Annotated in this window: 17 protein-coding genes and 1 riboswitch; of the genes, 6 read left to right on the forward strand and 11 right to left on the reverse strand. The window is 70.6% G+C overall.

The features are described 5' to 3' along the window. Positions 1 to 38: 38 nt before the first annotated feature. Positions 39 to 1,523, forward strand: a complete 1,485-nt coding sequence (locus tag AB0F62_RS04230) for an MFS transporter (RefSeq protein ID WP_361791944.1) — start codon at positions 39 to 41, stop codon at positions 1,521 to 1,523. Beyond that, positions 1,520 to 2,083 (forward strand): TetR family transcriptional regulator, encoded by a 564-nt coding sequence (locus AB0F62_RS04235; RefSeq protein WP_361791946.1) that lies wholly within the window; start codon positions 1,520 to 1,522, stop codon positions 2,081 to 2,083. Before AB0F62_RS04230 ends, AB0F62_RS04235 begins: the two co-directional genes overlap by 4 nt. A 115-nt stretch (positions 2,084 to 2,198) precedes the next feature. On the opposite strand, the gene AB0F62_RS04240 is transcribed toward AB0F62_RS04235, so the two are convergent. Next, positions 2,199 to 2,405 carry a hypothetical protein gene (locus AB0F62_RS04240; RefSeq protein ID WP_361791948.1) on the reverse strand — a complete coding sequence of 69 codons (207 nt, stop codon included), beginning with the start codon at positions 2,403 to 2,405 and terminating at the stop codon, positions 2,199 to 2,201. 727 nt (positions 2,406 to 3,132) lie between these two features. On the opposite strand from AB0F62_RS04240, the gene AB0F62_RS04245 reads away from it, so the two are divergent. Continuing rightward, positions 3,133 to 3,555, forward strand: coding sequence for a VOC family protein (locus AB0F62_RS04245; RefSeq protein WP_361791950.1), 423 nt, complete (start codon positions 3,133 to 3,135; stop codon positions 3,553 to 3,555). A 31-nt stretch (positions 3,556 to 3,586) separates the two neighbouring features. On the opposite strand, the gene thiE is transcribed toward AB0F62_RS04245, so the two are convergent. From thiE to AB0F62_RS04275, 6 genes are all read right to left on the reverse strand, one after another. After that, positions 3,587 to 4,270 carry a thiamine phosphate synthase gene (thiE, locus tag AB0F62_RS04250; RefSeq protein WP_361792042.1) on the reverse strand — a complete coding sequence of 228 codons (684 nt, stop codon included), beginning with the start codon at positions 4,268 to 4,270 and terminating at the stop codon, positions 3,587 to 3,589. A 2-nt stretch (positions 4,271 to 4,272) separates the two neighbouring features. Further along, complete coding sequence (gene thiM, locus AB0F62_RS04255; RefSeq protein WP_361791952.1) at positions 4,273 to 5,082, reverse strand: hydroxyethylthiazole kinase; 810 nt, start codon at positions 5,080 to 5,082, stop codon at positions 4,273 to 4,275. A 71-nt stretch (positions 5,083 to 5,153) separates the two neighbouring features. Then, the gene (locus AB0F62_RS04260) at positions 5,154 to 6,560 is read right to left on the reverse strand and encodes a cytosine permease (protein ID WP_361791954.1); all 1,407 of its coding nucleotides are present in this window, start codon (positions 6,558 to 6,560) and stop codon (positions 5,154 to 5,156) included. Continuing rightward, positions 6,551 to 6,644, reverse strand: a riboswitch (TPP riboswitch). (Overlaps the previous gene by 10 nt.) Before the next feature lie 396 nt (positions 6,645 to 7,040). After that, entirely contained in the window at positions 7,041 to 14,006 is a 6,966-nt protein-coding gene (locus AB0F62_RS04265; RefSeq protein ID WP_361791956.1) for a glycoside hydrolase domain-containing protein, read from the reverse strand. Positions 14,007 to 14,491: 485 nt separating this feature from the next. Then, the gene (locus AB0F62_RS04270; protein ID WP_361791958.1) at positions 14,492 to 15,229 is read right to left on the reverse strand and encodes a hypothetical protein; all 738 of its coding nucleotides are present in this window, start codon (positions 15,227 to 15,229) and stop codon (positions 14,492 to 14,494) included. A 381-nt stretch (positions 15,230 to 15,610) separates the two neighbouring features. Continuing rightward, positions 15,611 to 15,916 carry a hypothetical protein gene (locus AB0F62_RS04275; RefSeq protein WP_361791960.1) on the reverse strand — a complete coding sequence of 102 codons (306 nt, stop codon included), beginning with the start codon at positions 15,914 to 15,916 and terminating at the stop codon, positions 15,611 to 15,613. Between the two features lie 676 nt (positions 15,917 to 16,592). Between AB0F62_RS04275 and AB0F62_RS04280 the strand changes: the two genes are divergently transcribed. Then, on the forward strand, positions 16,593 to 16,733 hold the full coding sequence (locus tag AB0F62_RS04280) for a hypothetical protein (RefSeq protein WP_361791962.1): 141 nt from the start codon (positions 16,593 to 16,595) through the stop codon (positions 16,731 to 16,733). A gap of 138 nt (positions 16,734 to 16,871) precedes the next feature. On the opposite strand, the gene AB0F62_RS04285 is transcribed toward AB0F62_RS04280, so the two are convergent. Further along, positions 16,872 to 17,492, reverse strand: coding sequence for a plasmid pRiA4b ORF-3 family protein (locus AB0F62_RS04285; protein ID WP_361791964.1), 621 nt, complete (start codon positions 17,490 to 17,492; stop codon positions 16,872 to 16,874). Positions 17,493 to 17,710: 218 nt separating this feature from the next. Between AB0F62_RS04285 and AB0F62_RS04290 the strand changes: the two genes are divergently transcribed. Both AB0F62_RS04290 and AB0F62_RS04295 read left to right on the forward strand, forming a co-directional pair. Next, positions 17,711 to 18,493 (forward strand): hypothetical protein, encoded by a 783-nt coding sequence (locus AB0F62_RS04290; RefSeq protein ID WP_361791966.1) that lies wholly within the window; start codon positions 17,711 to 17,713, stop codon positions 18,491 to 18,493. Between the two features lie 85 nt (positions 18,494 to 18,578). After that, positions 18,579 to 19,787 carry an acyltransferase gene (locus AB0F62_RS04295; RefSeq protein WP_361791968.1) on the forward strand — a complete coding sequence of 403 codons (1,209 nt, stop codon included), beginning with the start codon at positions 18,579 to 18,581 and terminating at the stop codon, positions 19,785 to 19,787. A gap of 381 nt (positions 19,788 to 20,168) precedes the next feature. Here AB0F62_RS04295 and AB0F62_RS04300 read toward each other — a convergent pair whose 3' ends face one another. The 3 genes from AB0F62_RS04300 to AB0F62_RS04310 all read right to left on the reverse strand — a co-directional run bounded on the left by AB0F62_RS04300 (position 20,169) and on the right by AB0F62_RS04310 (position 21,696). After that, positions 20,169 to 20,510 carry a hypothetical protein gene (locus AB0F62_RS04300; protein ID WP_361791970.1) on the reverse strand — a complete coding sequence of 114 codons (342 nt, stop codon included), beginning with the start codon at positions 20,508 to 20,510 and terminating at the stop codon, positions 20,169 to 20,171. 155 nt (positions 20,511 to 20,665) lie between these two features. After that, on the reverse strand, positions 20,666 to 21,079 hold the full coding sequence (locus AB0F62_RS04305; protein WP_361791972.1) for an Imm10 family immunity protein: 414 nt from the start codon (positions 21,077 to 21,079) through the stop codon (positions 20,666 to 20,668). A gap of 233 nt (positions 21,080 to 21,312) precedes the next feature. Next, positions 21,313 to 21,696, reverse strand: coding sequence for a VOC family protein (locus AB0F62_RS04310; protein WP_361791974.1), 384 nt, complete (start codon positions 21,694 to 21,696; stop codon positions 21,313 to 21,315). Positions 21,697 to 21,824 lie beyond the last annotated feature (128 nt).

The following is a 21,824-nucleotide window of genomic DNA, read 5'->3' on the forward strand; positions in this document are numbered from 1 at the left end:
TCAGCTGAAGACATCACGCGATGACATCAAGGAGAGTCGTGGAGAACGCCGCGATGGGAAATCCGCGGTCCGGGCGGCAGCGGGCGCTGGTTCCCGTACTGGTCTCGCTCGGCATGCTGGTCGCCGTGGTCAGCAGCCTCGGCGCCCCGCTGGTGCCGACCATCGCCGCCGAGGAGCACGTCTCCCTGAACGACGCGCAATGGTCGCTGACCGTCACGCTGCTCGTGGGTGCCGTGGTCACACCCGTGATGGGCCGGCTGGGGGACGGTCCGCGCCGGCGCCCGGTGATTCTCGGCGCCCTGGTCGCGGTACTCACCGGCTGCGTCCTGGCGGCGCTGCCCCTGGGCATGGGCTCCCTGGTGACCGGGCGCGCGCTGCAGGGCCTCGGGCTGGGCCTCATCCCACTGGCAATCGCCACCGCCCGCGACGCCCTGCCGCCGGAGCGATCACGCCCCGCGGTGGCCCTGCTGTCGATCACCACCGTCGCCGGCGTCGGCCTGGGCTACCCGGTCACCGGGTTGATCGCGCAGTCCTACGGGCTCTACGCCGGATTCTGGTTCGGAGCGGTGGTCAGCGCCGCCGCGCTGGTGGCAGCCGTCGTGGTCCTGCCGCCGTCCCCGCGGCGCGCCGCCCCGCGGCTCGACGTCCCGGGTGCGGTGCTGCTCGGCACCGCGCTCGCGGGACTGCTGCTCGCCCTGAGCGAGGCCGAGCTCTGGGGCTGGGGCTCGGCGCGGCTGCTCGCCCTGGTCGTGGGCTGTGTTCTGCTGCTCGCGCTCTGGGTCGTGCACGAGCTGCGGACCGCGCGGCCGCTGGTCGACCTGCGGCTGACCAAGGACCGTTCGGTGCTCACCGCGAACGTGACCGCCCTGGTGGCCGGCCTCGGGATGTACCTGCTGCTGTCGCTGGTCACCCGCTTCGTGCAGACGCCGCGCGAGGCCGGTTACGGGTTCGGGGCCTCGGTGGCCGTCACCGGACTGGTGCTGCTGCCCTTCTCCCTCGCCAGCCTGGCCGCCGGCCGGGTGGTGCCGCTGCTGGCCCGGCGGGCGCCCACGGCTCTGGTGCTGTCGCTCGGGTGCGCGGTCTCCCTGGCCGCCGTACTGGCCTTCGCCCTGGCCCGCGAACAGCTCTGGGAACTGTTCGTCATCATGGCGGTGGCCGGCTTCGGGATCGGCTGGATGTTCGCCGTCATGCCCGGCATGATCGTGGGTTCCGTACCCGCACACGAGACGGGCAGTGCGATGAGCTTCAACCAGGTGCTGCGCTACGTCGGCTACTCCACCGGAAGCGTGCTGAGCGCCGCGATCCTGCAGGCCCACACCGCCGCCGGCAGCGCGCTGCCCACGGGTGACGGCTACCGCACGGCCGCACTCCTGGCCTGCGGGGTCTGGGTCGCCATGATCGCCGTCGCCGCCGTCCTGCCGCCGCGGCGCCGGCGCGCCGCGGTCGCGGCTCCGGCACCGGACGCGGCCGCCGTGTCGCGGCAGCCGGGCGGGGACGCGGTGCGGCACGAGGCGGCGCGGTGAACGAGGGCACACCGTCGCGCAGGCGCGACTCCTCACTCAGCCGCGAAAAGCTGTTCGACGCGGCGAGCGAGCTCTTCAGCGAACGGGGCTTCGACCGGACCACCATCCGCGACATCGGGGAGCGGGCGGGCGTCGACCCGGCGCTGATCGCCCGGTACTTCACCAACAAGAGCGGCCTGTACACCGCGGTACTGCGCGCCGAACTGGGCGACGCGCCCCCTCCGGACCTGCTGGCACCCGAGCGTCTCCGCGCGCTGTTCGACCGCGGCGACCGGCGCGGCACCGGCCCCGTCTTCCGGTCGGCCGTCCAGGCCCACGACGACGACGCCGTGCAGGACGCCGCCCGCGCGCAGCTGTACCTGCGCATGGTCGACCCCCTGCGCGAGCGGTTCGCCCGTGACGGAGTGGACCGGCCCCAACTGCGGGCCGAGCTGGCGGCCGCCGCCTTCATCGGGGTGCTGCTGGCCCGTGGCGCGGGGACGCTCGACGAGCTCGCCGCCGCGGACCTGGACGATCTGGTGCCCCTGGTCCTCGCGACCCTCGGGGGCCTGGACGTCTGAGGGCGGCCCATGGGACGCGACGGCTTCCCCGTCGCGTCCTGAGGCGCCCACCGGTGGAACCCCCACGCCATCCGCGTCGGGGTTCCACGACCGCAAGCGTGAGCGGGCCCGCCTGTCAGGGGTTGAACGAGCCGTACGGACTGCCGTGCGTGGCCAGCGAGTTGTACGTCATGCGGTCGCTGTGGGCCTGGTCACGGCGGGCCTGCTCGATGCGCAGGCCGTCGGCGGTCTCCGTGGGGCGGTTGCCGCGACGCAGGAGCTTGACGACCAGGAACGTCGCGAAGGAAGCGAGCAGGAGCAGGAAGATCGCGACTTCGACCACAACAGTTCTCCCCCGTGTTCTACGGCTACGTGATCAGCAGCGTAGCTTCGGCGCGGTGGCCGGTCTCCCCTCTTGAGCACCTCTTGAGCTTGCGGGACACCGGTTTGGCGTCGGGGCCGGTCATCACCACCCCGGAGTACCCCGCCTCGCACGGAACCGCCCCGCGTCCCACGCTGTCGGTATGCGCGCACCATGAACCGGCTGCGTGGCCTTCTCGCTGGTCACCGTGCCGATTCACGCCCTGCGCGACGGAGCCCGCATCCGGCACCGGAGGGTCTGTGAGCGCGAAGACGTGGAGGTCCGTCGGTCGGGGATCCCGCACGAGTGGGGGCCGCCGGACGGCCGCGCCGACGTGCTCCTCGATGAAGACCTGGCCGCGCTCCCCCTCCCGACGCGGCGAGCGGTCGCCGTCCGCGGTCTCGCCGATGGGTGCGACGTCGGCCCGGTGCTCCACGCCCGGCCCGGTTGAGCCGGCGCCGCCGGATCGCGGAGCCGGCGACCGTGGGCGCTCCTGGTGGAATCGCCGCCCCGGTACGGGACGGTCACGGTCACAGTCGCCTTGCGCACCGGGGAGCGGTTCGCCGTACTGAGGCCGCGGCACGGGTGGAGGTCACCGGTACGCATCTGACACACCGTCACTCTCCTCTGACGTCACTGGTGGGAAAGCTCTCGGATCTGCCGGACGGGCGGCATACTCTGAGCTTCGTCCGCACAGCCTGGGAGAGTCATGACAAGTAGGTTCACCGAGTTGACCGTTGACTGCCACGATCCGGAGCGGCTCGCGGCCTTCTGGTGCGAGGTCCTGGACTTCAAGGTCATCGAGCGGAGCGAGGGCAAGGTCGAGATCGGCTCCTGGGTGCCGACCGTCGAGGATGTCCGGGCCCGCCAGATGCCGCCCACCCTGCTGTTCATCCAGGTGCCCGAGGGCAAGAGCGTGAAGAACCGGCTGCACCTCGACGTTAGCCCGATCGACGGCAGCACCGAGGACGAGGTGACCAGATTGCTCGGCCTGGGCGCCACCAAGGCGGATGTGGGCCAGGGCTCGGACCGAAGCTGGGTGGTCATGGCGGACCCCGAGGGCAACGAGTTCGACGTCCTGCGCACCCTGGCACCGCCGAGCCAGGCCCCGGACGGACACCCGCACCCCTGACGCACCGCGAACATCGGGTTGCCGAGCACCGTCAGGCGGAGGTCCGCTCCCGGCTCGGGGTCGGCACGCGGCCCCAGGCGAGGGCGTAGGCGCGGGCCGCGGCACGGGGGTCCTCGGCGGCACAGATGCCGGACACGACGGCCGCCCCCGCCGCCCCCGCCTCACGCAGTCGCGGAAGGTCGGCCGGGGTCACGCCGCCGATGGCCACGGCGGGCAGCGCGCTGAGCCGGGCGAGGCGGGCGAAGCCGTCGAGGCCCAGCGAGGGCGGAGCGTCCGCTTTGGTCCGGGTCGCGTGCAGCGCGCCGATGCCGACGTGATGGACGCCTGCCGGATCCCGGGCGGCGGCGTGCAGTTCCTCCGCGGTGGCGGCGCTGAGGCCCAGCACCGCGTGCGGTCCGATCAGTTCGCGTACGGCGGCCGGAGGCAGGTCCGACTGTCCGACGTGGACGCCCGACACACGGATGCCCCCGGCGCGGGCGGCCAGGAACACGTCCACCCGGTCGTTGACGATCAGCGCCACGTGCTCCGGGAGGACCGCGGCCACCTCCGTGACCGTGCGCAGGAAATCACCGCCGTCGGCGTGCTTCTCGCGGATCTGCACCGCGGTGACGCCGCCCGCGACCGCCTGGGCGACGGTCTCGGCCACGCCGCGGCCCCGGGCCCCGCACTGGTCCGCGTCCGTGACCAGGTAGACCGACAGATCGACCGGCGTCATCGTCACGACACCGACGCCCGCTCGGCGATGTCGGACTCCCGCAGCGCGGCCAGCGCGTCCAGGAACTCCACGGCGAAACTGCCCGGCCCCGCGGCCTTCTTCGCGGCCAGTTCGGCGGCGATCGTGTAGGCGGTGACGGCCGCCACCGTCGCCGCGAACCGGTCCTCGTCGACCGCCGCGTAGGCGGCCATGACGGCGCCCAGCGCACAGCCCCCGCCCGTCACCCGGGTGAGGAGCGCGTCGCCGTTGGCGACGCGGGCCGTACGCACCCCGTCGGTGAGGAAGTCCACGGGCCCGGAGACGGCGACCACACCGCCGGTGGAACCGGCCAGGCGCTGTGCCGTCTCCTCCGCCGCCTCGACGCCGTCGGAGGAGTCCACTCCGCGGCCGCCGCCACCCGCTCCCGCCAGGGCGATGATCTCCGAGGCGTTGCCCCGTACGATCGTCGGCCGCAGCTCCAGTAGTTCGCGCGCCAGCGCGGTGCGCACCGGCAGCGCGCCGACCGCCACCGGGTCGAGCACCCACGGGGTGTCGTCCGAGGTGGCCGCCCGCGCGGCTTCGACCATGGCGGAGCGCTGCTCGGCGTGCGGGGTGCCGAGGTTGACCAGGACGCCCGAGGCGACCCGCGCGAACGGTCCGGCCTCCCCCGGGATGTCGACCATGGCGGGTGAGGCGCCCAGCGCCAGCAGAACGTTGGCGGTGAACCCCGTCACCACCGAGTTGGTCAGGCACTGGACCAGCGGGGAACGGTCCCGTACGCGGGAGAGCGCCTGCGCGGCGAAGGCCGTGTGATCGGCGGGAGTCGGGGACATGCGGTGTCGCTCCTCGGGAGACGGACGGGGTGCGGGCGTCTGCGGTGGTCGGTGGTTCGGGGCGCGGCGGCTCAGGGCCGCCAGCGCCGGCGCAGCCGCAGCGGGGTGTACACCGCCAGGGCCACGAGGAACGCCACGTAGTACGAGAGGTCCGCGCCGTGCAGGGCCTCCGCCACCGGGCCGACGTACAGGGTGGTGTCCATGAACGGCACGGCCGCTGCGAAGGCGGCCACGAACGCGACCACGGCGGGCAGCCCGGGCTGCGGCCGGCCGCTCTCGGCGGCGAGGTCGATCTCCGCGCCTGCCCGTGCGCGTGCCCGGGCCAGCCAGTCGACGATGACGATCGCCACGAAGCCGGGGATCCAGTAGCCGACGAACAGCAGCACGTTCTGGAAGCGGGCGGTGGTGTCGGCGGCGTGCATCCACAGTACGAGGGGGAAGCCGAGTACGGCGGCGAAGGCGGCCGCCGCCGGGCGCGGAACGCGCACACCGACGGTCTGCAGGGCCAGGGATCCGCTGTAGTCGTTCATGGCGTTGCTGCACAGGGCCGCGAGGGCCACGGCGAGCAGCCCGAACGCGCCCAGCGGCCCGCCGCCCAGCAGGTCCGCCACGCCGGCGGCGGTCTGGTCGGTCAGGACGGACGCGCCCCACAGCCCGAGGGCCTGGACGGCCACGAAGGACACCACCAGGCCCGCCAGGGTGTACCAGAACATGCGCGAGCGGGAGGTGGCCCGCGGCAGGTAGCGGCTGAAGTCGCTGGCGTACGGGGCCCAGGACAGGGACAGGCTCAGCGCGATGGTGCTGGTCAGGACGAACGCCCCACCCCGGTCGGCGCCATGGGCGGAGCCGGTGGCCGCGGGGTGGACGCCGTCGAGCAGCTTCCAGGCGATCAGGGCGAAGGCGACGGCGAGCACGAAGGTCATGACGATCTGGAGCCGGTGGATGGCCTCGTAGCCCAGGACGCCGAGAGCGCCCTGGCCGAGCATCATGAGCAGGACCCCGACCCAGAAGGGCAGGCCGCACAGCCGCGCCAGCGCGTCCCCGCCGAAGAGCCCGATCAGCGCGTCCCACGCGACCGAGGAGAGCCACTGCAGGAGGCCGGGCAGCGCGACGGCCCGGCCGAAGGCGAGACGGGCCAGCGGCAACTGCCCCGCACCGGTCCGGCTCCCCCAGGTGCCCAGGTAGGCGGTGGGTATCGCACCGATCACGGTGCCGAGCACCACGGCGGTGAGCGCGGTGGCGAAGTCCAGGCCGAGGACAATGCCGATGGTGCCGGTGAACACACCGGTCATGGTGAGGTTGGGGGCGAACCACACGGTGAACAGGCGCCCCGGGCCGCCGTAGCGGTTGCTCTCGGGGACCGGCCGTATGCCGTGCGCCTCGATCCGCAGATCGCCGGCGGCCGCCGGCATGCGCCCGTCGAAGACGGTCTGTCGGGTGTCGGCGGGCAGACCGCCGGAAACATGCGCCAATGGCATGGAGACATCCCTCCGCCAGTACGAACTGGTTCAGGTTCGACGGGTGTGATCTCAGCCCCTGATGGGGCACCCCGTGTCCGGTGCGAGGGACAGACTAACCCGACGGTGATGCCCGGCGTGTCGGGGGGCGGGGACGACAACGGCGAGGCCGCGCGGTCGACGCGGTCGACACGGTCATTTGTCGTGAATGTCTGACGGTGTGTCGGGCGCGGCCGTGATCGTCCGCGAGGGATCGTCCGCGAGGGATCGGCCGGGGACCGCGCTCGTCGTGCCGCGGCGGGCCCGGCCGCGATCCCTTCGGACGCCCTCGCGGACGACCGCCGCCCTGAACGGCCGTGCCGACATGCCGACGGCCCCTCCGGGTGAACGGGTGTCGTTCACCCGGAGGGGCCGGCCGCCGGTGGCGGTGCACCTCCCGGGGGTCGGCGGGATCCTTCCGCGGCCCCAGGGGGCGCGGCGGGTCCGCCGGTCACGCGGGCGCTACCCCCGAGGGATCCACATGGGGTTCGCCCACTCCGTCGACGGCGCCCAGAATCCGGCGCCGCCGGCCGAGCCCGCTCCGTTGCCTCCCCGGCTCAACAGGTCGGCCGCGGTGACGCGGTCACCGCCGTTGCCGCCGGCCGCGACCGGACGGTCGTCGCGGTCCGTGAGCTGGAATCCGACCGTGTAGGTCCGGGTGACCGAACCGTTGGCCGAGGTCACCTTGATGGTGCGGGTGGTGAACCGGTGCCCGTTCGACGAGAGGACCGGGCTGCCCTCGGTGACCTTCACCCGCGCGCCGGACTCGGCCGGTACGGCGGACAGGGCCGGGAGCTTCCTGTTCTTCGGCCAGTCGACGACGTACGTCGACACGGCCGGGTCGAACCCGTCGATCGCGACGCCTCCGACCTTGATCGCCTTGGCGTCGGCGACACTGGCCTTGGTGGCGTCCGCGTGGTTCGTCACCTTGACCGACCCGTCGGCGTCGACGACGACCTGCGCCGCCATCGCGGCCGCCAGGTTGATCCGCTCCCAGCTCTCCCCGCCGTCCGCGGTGAGGTCCAGCGGGGAGCCGGAGTCCGTCGCGGTCTGCTCGAGGATCTGGGTGCGCTGCGCGGTCGTCAGGTCCGGGAAGGCCGTGACCAGCAGGGCCGCCGCGTCGGACGGCGCCTTGAGGGCCTGCCCGGACTTCCCCACCTTGGAGAACCCGTAGTCCAGGCGCTGCGTGTACAGGTCGACGTGCTGCGCGGTGTTCAGACCGGCGTAGGAGTCGCCCTCGCAGGCCTCGAGCGTGTCGCCGTACCCCTCCTTCTCGCAGGCGGCGAGCAGTACGTTCTCCATCTCGGTGTGGGCCTGCGTCAGCAGCTTCGCGAAGTCGGGGTCCGCCCACCGGTGCGCGACCGTGGCCTGTGCGGCGATGCGGCCGCCCATGACGTCGAGCGGGTAGTGGAACCCGAGGACGATGCGGTTGTCCCCGTACTCCGAGGTGCGGGCGAGAATCGACGGTGCCAGCTCCGGCAGGAGCGTGGCGAGGATGGTCCCCGCCTCGTAGCCGCCGTAGGTGTGGCCGCTGGGGTACGAACCACTGGTGGTGAGGCTGCCGTAGGAGCCGTCCTGCGACTCGTAGACGGCGCCGCCGTCCCCGACGAACCCGAGCCGCACATACGGGCGCTGGTAGCCGAAGTGGTCCTTCGCCGCACCGCCCTTGTCGAGGCCCTGCGTGACGCGGGAGAACAGCGCGCCGGTCTTCGGCAGCCGGCCGCCGTTCAGCGCGTCCAGGTAGATCTGGCCGAGCCGGGAGCCCAGGCCGTCGGCCATCGTGACGGTGGAGCTGTTGGTCGCGTCGACCTCGGCGCGGTCCACCTCCTTCTGCGTCGCCGCGTTGTTGATGCGCACCGCGATCCGGTCGTTCTGAGCGGTGAGCGGGGTGCCGCCCGGCACCTTGGTGTTGGCGGCGAGGATGTCGGAGTCGAGGTCCTCGAAGCCGTTGAGCAGCCCGTAGAAGTAGTCGGTCCCGTCGCCGGTTCCCGGCCACTTGTCCGAGGCGTAGTTCGCCTTGAGCGTCTCGTCCGGGAAGGGGGACGGCTCGTACGCCGGGTCGGCGGCGGACGTGGAAGCCTCCGCCGAAGCGGTCACCGTGGTGGTCGCGGCGGCGTCCGAGGTTCCGGCCAGGGTCACCGCGGTGACGGTGGCCGTGTGGGCCTTGGCCTTGCCCGTGGTGGTGAGCAGCGCCGTGTCCGTGGTGGCGGGAACGTGCGCGGTGGTTCCGTCGCCGAGGGCCACGGTGTAGCCGATGACCGGGAATCCGCCGTCACCGGCCGCTCGCCAGGTCACACGGACCTGCTTGCCGTCGGTGGTCACTCCCGTGACGGCCGGCGTCTGCGGCTTGCCGCCGCCGATCACCACGGGTGCCGTGGCGGCGCTCTGGTGGGAGGTGCCGACGGCGTTCACGGCCTGGACGCGTGCCGTGTACGACCTGCCGGCCCGCAGCCAGGTGAACGTCGTGCTCCGGCTGTCCGGATCGTCGATCCTGATCCGGTGGCCGTCGCTGAGGGTGATCTTGTAGCCGGTGACCGATGAGCCGCCGGTGTCCTTGGGGGCGGACCAGGCGACGGTCAGGCTCGTGCCGGACGAGGTCGCCGACACGGCGTCGGGCGCGGCCGGCACCGTCTTGGGCTTCGTGGTGAGCGCGGACAGGGCATGGCGCAGGCCGTCGGACCGGGAGGCGAGCACCGCATCCGTCGACGTGCCGTCCGCGACCGCGGTCTTCGCCGCGGCGAGGGCCTCGGTGAACGCCTTCCACGACGCGTCCGTGTACCGGTCGTCCTCGAGGGCCGACGCGGTCTCGACCAGGTCCTCCAGCTTCAGCCTCGGCAGGGGGACCAGCTGGTTGGCGGCCAGGGTGAGGCCGCGCGTCTGCGTGTCGACCTCGAGCTGGGTCGGGTCCTCGGCGTCGACGAGGACGCGCGCGGCCGCGAGTTCGCGCAGGTACACACCGAAGTCGATCGCGCCGTAGCGCTGCGCGTCGCCCGAGAGCCCCGCGTACTGGTCGATCGCCTTCCGCAGGGCCGACTTGTCGGTGACGGCGGGCGTCTCGACGTGGTTGAAGGTGATCCGGCCCAGGTTCGCGACGTACGGGTGCGAGGAGTCCGGGTTCGTCGTCAGCCGCAGGTAGACGGTGTGCTGACCGGTGATCGCCTTGGGCAGCACCAGGCTCGTCGTCCCTCCGGACGACCACGCGCTGCCCGTGACCGGCAGCGGCACGGTCGCGTACGGCGTGCCGGGGTTGGCCGCGTCGAAGGAGTCCAGGTAGAGCTGGACGGCGGAGCCGGTGCCGCAGCGGGCGGAGTTGTTGACGTAGGTGATCGTGACCCTGCTCTTCGGGGAGTCACCGAAGTCGATGTCCCCGTAGTTCAGCCACGCTCCGTTGTAGGTGCCGCCGAGGTCGGTGGTGGAACCGGCGCCGGTCCAGCCGACCGGCTCGCTCTTGAGCCCGCCGCCGCTGTTGGAGCGCCACGCGGTGGCGTCGAACCCCACGGGGGCGTCGGCGTCCTGCGACAGGGTCAGCGCGTAGATGTTGCCCACGTAGGGCTGGGCGGCGGTCTGCGTGCCGGAGACGAAGGCCGCGTACACGTCCTGGACGCCGGTGAAGACGCTCGGGTCGAGCTGCACGGTCGTGGTGGCGATGGTTCCCCAGCCCGATCCGGTGTAGTCGAGCGGGATGTCGACCTTCTTGGTGCCGTCCTTCGAGCCGAGGTGCAGTTCGATGTGCGAGTCGGACGCCGCCCGCGACTGGGGCTTGTCGTACCGGACGGTGACGGTGTCGGCGCCGTTGCGGAGGTTGGTGTCCTTCCACTGCGCCCACGCGCCGTTCGTCACGTTCTCGAAGATGCCGTTCGAGAGCTTGAGGGGGAGCGAGCCGTCGCCGGTCGCGGTGGCGTTCACCGCGGTCAGCGTGGCGAGCGTGGTCGAGGGCGACGAGGACAGCTCGTACGGCGAGAACTGGTACCAGTCGAAGTTCGACACCCACTGCTGGCCGGACGGGGCGTGGAACACGAACGTCGCGCTCTTCGCGTCCAGCAGGGCGTCCGCGTTGGTGACGGCCGCCTGCACCGTGGAGTAGTACTGCCAGCCGCCGGTCCCGGGGAGCGAGACCGTGGCGACGACGGGGCCGTCGGCGGCGCCGGCGTGGATGTCGACGCTGCTCGGCTTCGCGTTCGTCGCCTGCGAGTTCGCGTAGCGGACCGAGATGCTCCGCGGGGCGACCCCGCCGAAGTCCAGCTTGGTGAACCGCTCCCACGATCCCTCGGTGACGCCACCGAGGTTGCCGTCGGAGTTGTTCCGCTCGCTGGCGAGGCTGGGGCCCTCCTTCTGGTCGGGGCTCTCGGCCTGCAGGACGGCGTAGCCGCCCTCGTCGATGGTGAGCGCGTCGACGGCGGTCTGCAGCGCGTCGTGCGCGGCCATGATCGTGCCCGTCGCGGAGGTCGTGTCCGCGAGGACGGTCCGCGCGCGTTCCAGCGCCGACCGGAACAGGTTCCAGGAACCGTCGGAGTAGTTGGCGCTGCGCACCAGGGACGCCTGGTCGACCAGTGCGCCCAGGGACTTGCGGTGCACCGCGGCCGCGGAGATCAGCAGCGGGTCGGTCGGGGATATCCCGGTGCCGCTCACCGTCGAGGCCCGCACCCCGTGGGCGAAGGCCTCGTCGCGGAAGGTGATGCCGAAGCGCGCGTCGACCTTCGTGGTGCCGGTGAGCGACAGCGTCGCCGTCCGCTTGTCACTGACGCGCAGGTCGGCCGTGACGCCGGCCGGCAGCCCGGTCACGGTCGCCGCCCCGGCCTTGGTGAGGCTGGTGCCCTTGCGGGCGTCGAAGGACGCCGGTCCGTCCAGGGTGAGCTTCACGCTGTCGTCGAGGGTGCCGTCCTCGGCGGTGGCGACGGTGCCCGGGCGGGCGGAGACGACGGTGTCGCCCTTGTCCGTACCCGCGTCGCCGTCACCGGTGTCGCCCGAGTCCGTGTTCAGCGAGTACGCCGGCTTGGTCTTGGCGCCCCACTGGGAGGGCTTGGAGCCCATCGTGAAGGCCAGGGTTCCACCGGAGATGATCTGCGAGTAGTCGAGCCACGTGTTGTCGAACCGCTTCCCGTCGAGGGTCGCGTTCTGCACGTAGTAGTTGCTCGGCGAGACGCCGTCGGCCTTCACCGTGAACTTCGAGCCGTTGGCGTAGGTGATCGTCGTGGAGTCGAAGAACGGGCTGCCGATCTGGAACTGGCTGGAACCGGCGGTCACCGGGAACAGACCCAGGGCGGCGCCGACGAACATGGTCGACATCGTGCCGGCGTCGTTGTCCATCGTCGGCAGGAAGCCGTTCGGGGAGAGCTTGTAGACCTGGGTCTTGACCGGCGGGCGGAACTCGCCGCCGGAGCTGGGGGCCTCGTTCGTGGAGCCCGTCGCGATGTAGCGGTTCCAGGTCGCGCCGGTGTAGATGGCACGCACCCACTTCTGCGTCAGGCTCGGCTCGCCGACGTAGTTGAAGAGGTACGGGGCCTGGAGGTCGATCTCGTTGGCGTTGGAGTGCAGCATGGTCGAGCCGTCGTCGACGGTCGAGTCCTCGCCGAACATGTGCCTGATCGCGGCCTTGCCGGCCTTCTCGCCGCCCATGGCCTCGATGAGACCGCCCATGTCGTAGGCGTCATACCAGTGGTACTGCCACAGCGTGCCCTGGTAGAGGCCGGCGGCCTCGAACTTCTCGTAGTCGGCGCTCTGCCAGTCGCCGTTCGCGGCGCGCGGGGTGAGCAGGCCGACCTTGGTGCCGTCGGCCGCGGTCCAGGCGCCGGACTTCACGAGGTTGTCGATCGCCATGGTCGACTGGGCGCGCAGCTTCTTCGCGTCGTCCTTCTTGCCGAGCGCGTCGGCGACGACGGACAGCGCCCACTGGTCGTAGCCGCGCTGGACGGTCGTACCGGGATCACCGGTGACGTAGCCCTGCCGCAGCTGCGCCCCCGTGTAGTACCCGGAGTACGACAGCAGCGCCGGGTAGGCCTCGTCGAGCCGGTCGAAGTTCTTGAAGCCCTTCGACAGCGCGTCGGCGACCAGCACGGCCGAGCGCTCCCAGCGCACGGTCGGGACCGAGTGGGTGAGGCTGCCGAGGCTCTTGCCGGTGGTGCGCTGGTCGGCGAAGAGCACGATCAGCGACTGGATCATGTCCCGGTAGGTGGCCGGGTCGATGTACGCCTCGACGGAGTACTTGCGGAAGTCGTCCCAGGTGGACCAGCCGTCGTAGTACGTGAAGCCGTTCGCCTTGTGCACCGCGCCGTCGGCGCCGCGGTACGTACCGCTGGTGCTGGTGGCGTTCACGGGCAGCGCGTACATGCGGTACAGGTGCGTGTAGAACTGCTTGGTGAGCGTCGACTCGGGGTCGGACTTCGCCGTGGAGCGCACGTCGACGGCGCCGAGCGCACTGTTCCAGGCCGCCTTCGTCTGGGCGCGCGCCTGGTCGAAGGTGAGGTCGCCCACCTCGTTGTGCTGGTCGGTCACGGCCTGCTCGGCGCTGATCGGCGACAGCGTGATGCGCAGCTCGATGTCGTCGCCGGCGGCCTTGTCGAACCCGAGGACGGCGCCGGTGTCGGAGCCGTCCTGCGTGGTCGCGTCGCTCAGCTTGCCGTCGTTGCCCCAGCTCTTCAGGGAGGTCACGGGGACGTTCGTGGTGGCGGCGTAGTACAGCTTGTACGAGGCGCCGTTGAACGAACCCGCGATGAGGCCGGTGATCGACGTGGTCCCGTTCGGAAGCGTCGTCGCCTTCATGGTCGAGCGGGTGCGGCTGGTGAAGTTGTTCGCGAGGTCGAGGACGAGCTCGGGGTTCGACCCGGCGGGGAAGCCGTACCGCTGCAGCGCCGTGCGCGTCGTCGCGGTCATCTCGGCCTTGATGGTGCCGGAGTCCTGCTTCACCGACGACGCGGTTCCGGAGATCGCGCCGAGGCCCACCTGGTAGTAGCCGGGCGTCGCGGTCTCGTCGTCGTGGCTGAACGGATGGGCGTACGTGCCGGTGGCGGGCCGGTTGTCGTACTGCACGGAGGTCGGGACGACGAGCAGGTCGCCACCGCCTCCGGAGCCGCCGACGCCGTCGAGGTTCGTCGAGGTGAACCCGGCGATGTGGTCCTCGTTGTAGTCGTACCCGGTGTGGTTGCGGTTCGGCGTGGTCAGCGGGTTGACCTTGGCCAGACTGTGGGGCGCCTGCGCGCCCGGCAGGTCGTTGCCGTCGTCGCCGGCGGTCGACACGAAGGGGTCGACGAGTCCGGTGTAGTCCGTGCCACCGGATGTCCCCGAGGACGCGGTCCCGAAAGGTGCGGCGGCGGCGACGCCGCCACCTGCCAGCGCGCCGAGGCCGAGCGCCCCGGTGAGCAGCGCGGCAACGGTCGCGCGCAGTGGCCGGCGACGCCCGCGGGCGGATCCCGGAGGGATCGCGGGGGGCAAGGGGGGATGGGATCTGATGGACACGTAACCTCTCCAGCGTCGCAATACACACGCACGAGTCGGCCTCACCAGATGACAACGTTGTCAGCCCGGATGCCGGGCGTGCAACCCAGAGCAATACGGCAGTGGTCACGGGGGAATTGCACCCGCCGCGATCACGACCGTACGCCATCAGACACGGAGAAGGCATACGGCGGGCAAACAAAATTCGTACAGTACGTACGCCCCGGGCGCCGCGCAGACGACGCAACGGCTGCGAGTGCGGCGGGGTGTGGCGGCCGGGCCCGACGGCACGTCAGAGGGCGGCAGACGGCGCCGGCGAGGTGCCGGGCCGGGGCAGGTCGTGGGCGAGTGCGGCCGGCGGCGGGAGCGCGGCTACCGCGCTCGAAAATCGCGGGGCCGGGCGCGACCCGACGGCCGAGCGTCCTGCCCCTCGATCCGCACCTGGCCGCGCTCCCCCGTCCGACCCGGCTGACCGTCGACGTCTACCGCGGTCGCATGAGCTCCAGGTCCGCGCCCCATGCGTCCAGCACCGTGCCGTGTCCGGCCCTCCGGGTTCCCGCCTCGACCAGGGCGAAGAGGTCACGCTGGACGGACGGTGCACCCGTTCTCGCGATGCGGTCCACGGCGTCGAGCAACGTACGGGTGTCCCAGCCGGGCAGGGGGAACCGGGCGAGTTCCCACTCCAGGAACTTGTTGTAGGGGCAGGGGCGCCGGTCCAGGGCGAAGAGCAGCTCCAGCAGAGACCGGATGCTGTCGCCGGCGTCGAGCCGGGCGGCGAGCAGATGTCCGTCACGGTGGTTCTTGAGGGAGCGATAGAGCGAGTTGGCATAGGCGTCCAGCCATGCGCCCGCGTTCCGGAACGCTTCACCGGCGTCGAGCCGCGCCTTGGCGGCCAGGATCCGGGCGATGCCTCCGTCGAGCCGGTCGAGTACGACCCGGGCCCGGGCGAGCGCGTACCGCTCGAAGCCCGGCATTCCGGCGGCGCGGAACTCGTCCAGGGTGAGCATGACGAGGTCGAGTTCCGCGGTGCGGTGCCCTGCGAACCGGGCGAGCGTCGTCGGCGCGCCTTCGGCAAGGATGACGTACAGGTCGTGATCGGAGTGTTCGGTGCTCATGCCCTCGTGGGCCTGGGAACCCTTGAGTACGAGGCCGAGGACTGCCGGATCGGCGATGGCGAGCGCGACGAACGCGTCATAGGTGAGGGACTGCTGGGCACTCATGAGGTGATCTCCGGTGAGGTGATGACGGACATGCCGACCGGCGGCCCTCGGTTCACAGGGTCTCCCGCACCGTTTGCGCCCGCGTTCGGGCGCCGGGAGTACGGCGGATGGCGCGCCGCGCCTCCTTCCCCCAGGAGGCTGCCGCGACGCGTCGGGACGCCTGCAGAGGCGATGTCGAACTGGTTGACGGCGTCGGCGGACTCATCGCCTCGACACCATGCCGGCAACCTTGCGCCGGGGGCAGAACCGTCTGTGACCTGTGAGAGTTGTTCTGGACCCCTCGCAGTCGTCGGCCTCGGTTCGCGACTGCGGCGCAGTTGAACGCTCACGCGGTGTTGGCGTGGAAGGCTGACGCCGGGCGCAAGGAGCGGTGACATCCGATCAGCGTTCCCGGATGCGCCACCACCACCATCGGCCCGCCGTCCACTCGCTCATCCGGCCTGGATCCGGCAGGGTCCGGCGCTCGAACTCGTCATCGATGCGCTTCACCAGCCGGCCCAGATCCACACGGGCACCACAGGGAAGATGCCGCATGGCGTCCTCCAAGTCATCGCGGGCGTCTTCGACTTCGAGCGCTGGTTGATGAACTTGGGAGGCGTTCAGATCGCGCCCCGGCTGCCGGAAGGCCCATTCGAAGCGGGACAGGGCGTCGGCGACCGCGTCCGGCCACAGCCGCTCATCCTCCACACGCCGTATCGCCGCCCGCGTCCGGGCGGAAACACCACGTACGCGGCGCACCACAACGCGCTTTCTCGGCCGCTACCGCTCATCGCGGACGGCCTTCGGGCGCCTACGCGGCACTGCCCGTTCGGAAGCAGGTCATGGGATCAACCTACCGCCTCGCGCACCGGGCACCCCTGCCCAGAACACGCACAGCAGCGGACGCTCATACCGGTACACCGTCAACCGCGGCTTCGGCACGGACTGCCACGGCCTCACCTCCAACGCATCCCCGACGCGGGCGGCCGGCTCGGCGGCAGTGGTGCGGTCGCGGCCACCCTCCTCCCAGGCGCTCCCGGACGACCGACACCGGCCGGTGGATCGCGGTAAGACGCCAGGCCACTCTTGACGATGAGCTGTCAACCTCTATGCGACGTCAGCTGAGCCGACTATCCTCCCCGCAACCGACCGCCCTCGATCCTTCGAGGGCGAGGCGGGCTCCATGTCGACACCATGAACGGGGGCATCCGTGAGATACAAGAAGTTCGCCGCTGTAGCCGGTGCTGTCGCCGCACTGATAGTCGGAGCAGGGGCCTCGCCCGCTGTCGCTCAGAGCAACGGCGAGTGTACCTGGGGCGCTTACATTGGGGACAGTACCGTCGCTTATTGCAACACCAGTGAAGGGCACAGCCAGTTCAGGGCAGTGGCTATCTGCCAGGACGATCTGAGTGGCGACGTCCGCTACTTCTACGGGTCGTGGAAGTGGACCTACGAGCCGTACCCCTCCTACGCCTACTGCAACAGCAGTAGCTTCCTCCTCGGTGCGAGCTACCGCATCAAGTGACGCTCGGCCTCCTGTAGTCAATCTGGGCGCTCGGCAGAGCACTTGGCCGAGCGCTTAGTGCAGCACCGCACTGATCCGGCGAGGGTCAGGATCCCCCTGCCGTGGTGGCCGGGGCGATCGATGCTGCATGGTGGGGCGTCAGTTCTCGATCAGGATGGCTGCGAAGCCGGACAGTGCGCTGTTGACCTGTGCCAGGTCGAAGGCGGCGGGGTCGAACTGGTCTACGGTGTCAAGGCCGAGCCATTCGAGCCGTTCGTCGTGTTCTTCGTGGCCTGGGTCGGCGAGGATCTCGATGAGGTACTCGTATCCCCACATCCCGCCGCAGTCCTCAGGCGGGCAGGCACGGCGACCGGTAAGGCAGCGTGGGTAGGGAATACCCGCTTCGGCGTCGGTGACGGCCTCGACCAGGATGTCGTGCTCCCAGTCATCGCCGAAGTCGTAGGTGTAGCAGAGCTTGTCGCCGACGCTTGGGGCGACCTGGTCAAGCCGCTTGGACGTCGCACTGCGGATCCCCAACTCTCGGTCGGCGACTCCGTAGCGGTCCTGCGGGGCCTCGAAGGCCCACATGTGGTAGTCCTCCCAGCCGAAGGCCGCCTGGATGACGTGGTGAAGCTGCTGCAGCGTGGTGCCCGACGGCACTTCCAGGCGGCGCCAGATCGGGGGCCGCGAGCCACGCAGGGTGACCTTGATCTTGTGGACGCCCTTTCCGGGTGCCGTCCGGGAGCGGGAGATCGGCTTCGCGCGCCTGGTATTCGCCATGGCCGTCATCCTGCCACCGGCCCCGGTCCCCGCGAGGCCGTCCGCCGCTGACCCTGCGAGGGCGTGCCGGGGTTGGCCGATCATCGTCCCGGCCGTCGGGATGTGCCTGTCAGGACCTTGACCGGGTGCCGCTGCAACGGAAGATGGGGGAAGAGAGCGGGCCTGCGTGGTGAAGTGTGGGCCCCTGACGACTTCGACAGCAGGGAGCGCTTCTTCCGATGCCCGCACAGCCCGCACGCCGCCCTGAGCACGGCGGTCCCGAGACCGCCGCCGTCGTGGACATCTCGCCGATCAAGCCTTCTCTCGTCAAAGCGGTGTTCAGAGACGTGACCCCGATGCACGTCTCTCGGTCGGCCGCGTGGGCCGCCGCGTCGGTGACGCGGACAGTCCTGTCGGAGATCATCGACGGCGCGAGGAGAGCGGCGGCGGAGGAGGCCCGGAAGAAGCTGTTTCCCAAGGACCTTCTCTCGGCGATCGATCGGAACGTCGAACTCGAGGTGGGGGCCAAGTGGTATGACCACAGCCCGACGTTTCAAGGCATGACCGGTGTCCTGTACGACGCCGAGGGTGTCATCGTGCCTTCTCGCAAACGCCGCAGGTCGCGCAAACCGAGTGCTGTGGTCGGCGCCCACAGGTTCGAGGCCGGGGTCAAGAAGCTGCTGTGGAGCCAGGGGGCGACGGCCGTCCCGGCGATGGTCCGCGACCTGGACGGAATCGCGAGCGTGTTCCTGACGGACCTCGCCCGGGACGCGGCCATGGTCGTCCGCGAGGGCGGGGTCAAGCGTTTCGGTACGGTCACGCTCGTGATGTCGGGCGAACCGGCCCCACCCCCGTTCCTCAAGGATTCCTCCCGGCCCCTGTCCGCCCGCAGGGGGGACAGGCGGACCATCGGCACGGATGACATCCTGGCCGCCACCACGATTCAGTTGTTCGGCGGCAACCTCAGGCAGCGAGCCCTCACCGAGGCACGCGAGGCGACACGGAACACTTCGGCCGGCTGAGTGTGAGCGGAGTCCGTCGCGGGGGTGGCGCCCGGCGGCCGCCTTTCAAACACTGGTGGGACGTAGGGGCGACGGGGGCACAGACATGGCGACGCGCACAGAACCGGCGCAGGCACCGCTACCGGAGCGGCGGCCGGAGCTGGACGCGATCCGGATGCTGGTCGTGATCGGGCTGGTCTTCTTCCACTCGGCGCTCGTATTCGCCGCCGGCGACGACTTCTACGTCAAGAACGCCGAGACCACCGAAGCCATCATGATCATCGCCGGGTTCGGGGTCGTCTGGGCCATGCCCCTGCTGTTCCTCATCTCCGGCCTCGGTGCCTGGCACTCGCTTCAGCGCCGCGGCGCGGGCGGCTTCGCCGGCGAGCGGCTGCTGCGGCTCGGCGTTCCGCTGGTCTTCGCGACCCTCGCGCTGAACCCGCTGCCGCAGTGGCTGCGGCTGCGCTCGGCCGACGCCGGCTACCACGAGTCGTACCTCGGCTTCCTGCCCCGCTTCTACGACGTGCACCTGGAGCCCGAAGAGTTCCCCTTCCTCGTCCAGGGCGAGCACTTCGAGACCGGCCATCTTTGGTTCGTCGTGCTCCTCCTGGCGTTCTCCCTCATGCTGGTGCCGTTCCACCGGTGGTTGCCGCGCGAGCGCGTCCGCCGCATCGCCGACCGGGTGGCGGAGGCGACCCTGCGCCGGCGGGGCGTCGTGTTCCTGCCGGCCCTCGCCTTCGCGGCGATCTGTGCCTTCGCACGGCTGGAGGAGGACTACGCGGGCTGGCACCGCTGGTCGTACCTGCTGTTCTTCGTCGCCGGCTTCGCGCTCGCCGGCGACGACCGCTTCCGCGCCGTGATGCGGCGCGACGCCGGGACCGCAGCCTGGCTCGGCGCCCTGCTGTTCACGGCAGCCGGCCCCGGCTTCGCCCTGGCCGACGAGCCCTTCACGGAGATGACCGCCCTGGCCACCGCCTCAAGGGCACTGTTCGGTGCGGCCGGATGGTGCCTGGTGGTCGCCATCCCAGGCCTCCTCGACCGTCGGCGGCTGGGGCAACCGCGTGCGACGCCGAACCCGCACCCGACGACGCGTCAACGCCTCTACGGCTATCTCGCCGCAGCCGTGCTGCCGCTGTACGTCCTGCACCAGCCGATCGTGGTCGCCGTCGCATACTTCGTGACCGGCTGGTCCGCGCCGATCCTGGTCGAGTACGCCGTGCTCGTGGTGATCGCCCTGATCCTCACCCTCACCGCGTACGAGCTGCTGGTGCGCCGCACGCGGGCGACCCGGTTCCTGTTCGGGATGCGACCCTAGGGGCGTCTCGAATGTGCCGGTCACAGCGACTCGTTGACAGCCGCTACGAGGACGGTCGCCTCGTAGCGGACCGGGAGCTTGTCTTCCGGAGGTGGAAGATACTGGCGGGGCCACGCCGCTCGCACTGGCTGAGCGATATGGGCACGATGTAGCGATCCGGCTGATTCGAGCCTCTATTTCTCGCTCGCATCGACGCTGGTGGCGACGCAGACAGCTGTAGCCACTCGAACGCGGATCTTCGTTCCGGAGCGCCGAGAGCGACCTTCCGACGTGGGGCGGAACTATCCGTGACCTGCGAGAAGTGTTCGCCAGCGTCCCTGATCGTCCGCGTCCGTGCCGACCTGTCGGACACGGATCGGGCACACGTGTGCGCTCAGTTGTTCACGCACCTTCACCGCCGGCGGTCCGCTTCGCCGCCGCGTTCCGAGCGTGCGTCTCGCGTCGCAAACGACGCTCGTAGTCGGCGATCTGCTCGCGGATGGGGTGGCTGGTAGCCGTCGGGGTCAGCCGCTCGTTCTCGCGGTCCACGAGGAACGGACCGTTGCCTCCGAGACGAGCGGGCCGCCCGTTCGACAACGGACTGACGGCACCCCAGTAGACGACCCACCCGAACGACACCGCTTGGATGCGGTGGATTCCCAGCTCGCAGTCGACGCCGCCGTCGCCGGAAGCGTTTTCGATCTCGGCCAGCACGAGTCGGCGGGCATCGTCTTCAGACATCATCGCTCGACGATGATACGGAAGTGGACCACAACTTCAGGACCCAGGTGGCTCCCCCTACCCTGGCGCTCGACGACGCGCTTCGGTGCTTCCGGATAGGTGAGCGGGCTCAACGCCGGTTCGGCTCGAACGACCAGGGAACGACCCGACTGTTCCTCCTACCGGGAGATCACCGAGGCACGGGCGTCGGGCCGCCCGTAGGTCAGGATGCGCGCAAGAATCTCGAGCATGCGGGCCACATCCGGAGCCGGCGCCCGTAGGACGGCTTCGACTGTCGGGGCCTCCAGTCCCAGCGCGTCCAGGGACTCAGGGTCCAAGGTGATCCGCAGGACATCCCCGTCCCGTTCCACCTGACGGACACACCCGTACGCGGTGTTCTGGTCGGGCGTGACAACGCAGTGCGAGTCGAAGCCGAGACGCACGTCCTGTTCGTCGGGCTCGTCGAAGCGACACATGAACAACAGCGAGAAGTCCTCCTCGTCGTCGGACTCGGCTATCCCAGCGATGATGGTGCCGTCCTGCTCGGGATCGTCGAATCCGAACGCGATGTGTGCTTCAAATCTGAACGCCATACGCGTGTTCTACCAGCGGCTGCTGACACCGAGGGGAACGCCCGAGTGGCGTCGGGGGAACGGCTTTGTACCGCGGCCTCCTGGGACGAGAGATCGAGGCCCTTACACCGGCCGCGAATCGGGCCGGTGTGCGACACGCTCGCGGGGTGTTGCGAAGCGACCGTCCTTGTCGCGGCCATCGATCAACGGACGTGACCGGCGGCGCGGGCATCCGGCCGTTGCCCGTGCAAGGCTCAAGAAGACGTCGCCGCGCGGTCGGACTCGCTGCGCAGCACACAGAACTCATTGCCCTCGGGGTCCGCGAGCACTGCCCAGCCGGCGCCGTCGGATTCCCGGCGATCGTCGACGAGGGCGGCCCCGAGTTTCAACAGGCGGGCGACCTCCTCGTCGCGCGTGGTCTTCGGGCGCAGGCACAGGTGGAGCCTGTTCTTGATCGTCTTTGGCTCCGGCACCTGGTTGAAGTACAGCACCGGCCCCTCCGGCGGCATCACTTCGGCTTCCGGGTCACCGGGACGGACGTCCCGATGCAGCGGACAACCGAGCACCTCACTCCAGAACCGAGCCAGCTCATAGGCGTTCGCACAGTCGATCGCCACGTTCTGCACCACCGAAACCATGCACGAGAGCCTGCCCGAGGCATCGCTCGGTGTGCCACCGGATTACGGCCGGACGGCACCGGCGCTTGCCCGGTGGGCCCCTGACGCCGCAGAACATCGGTCGACCGGCGCCAAGAGGTGACCGGGCG

It is taken from the genome of Streptomyces sp. NPDC026673, assembly GCF_040638135.1.
Lineage (GTDB): Bacteria > Actinomycetota > Actinomycetes > Streptomycetales > Streptomycetaceae > Actinacidiphila.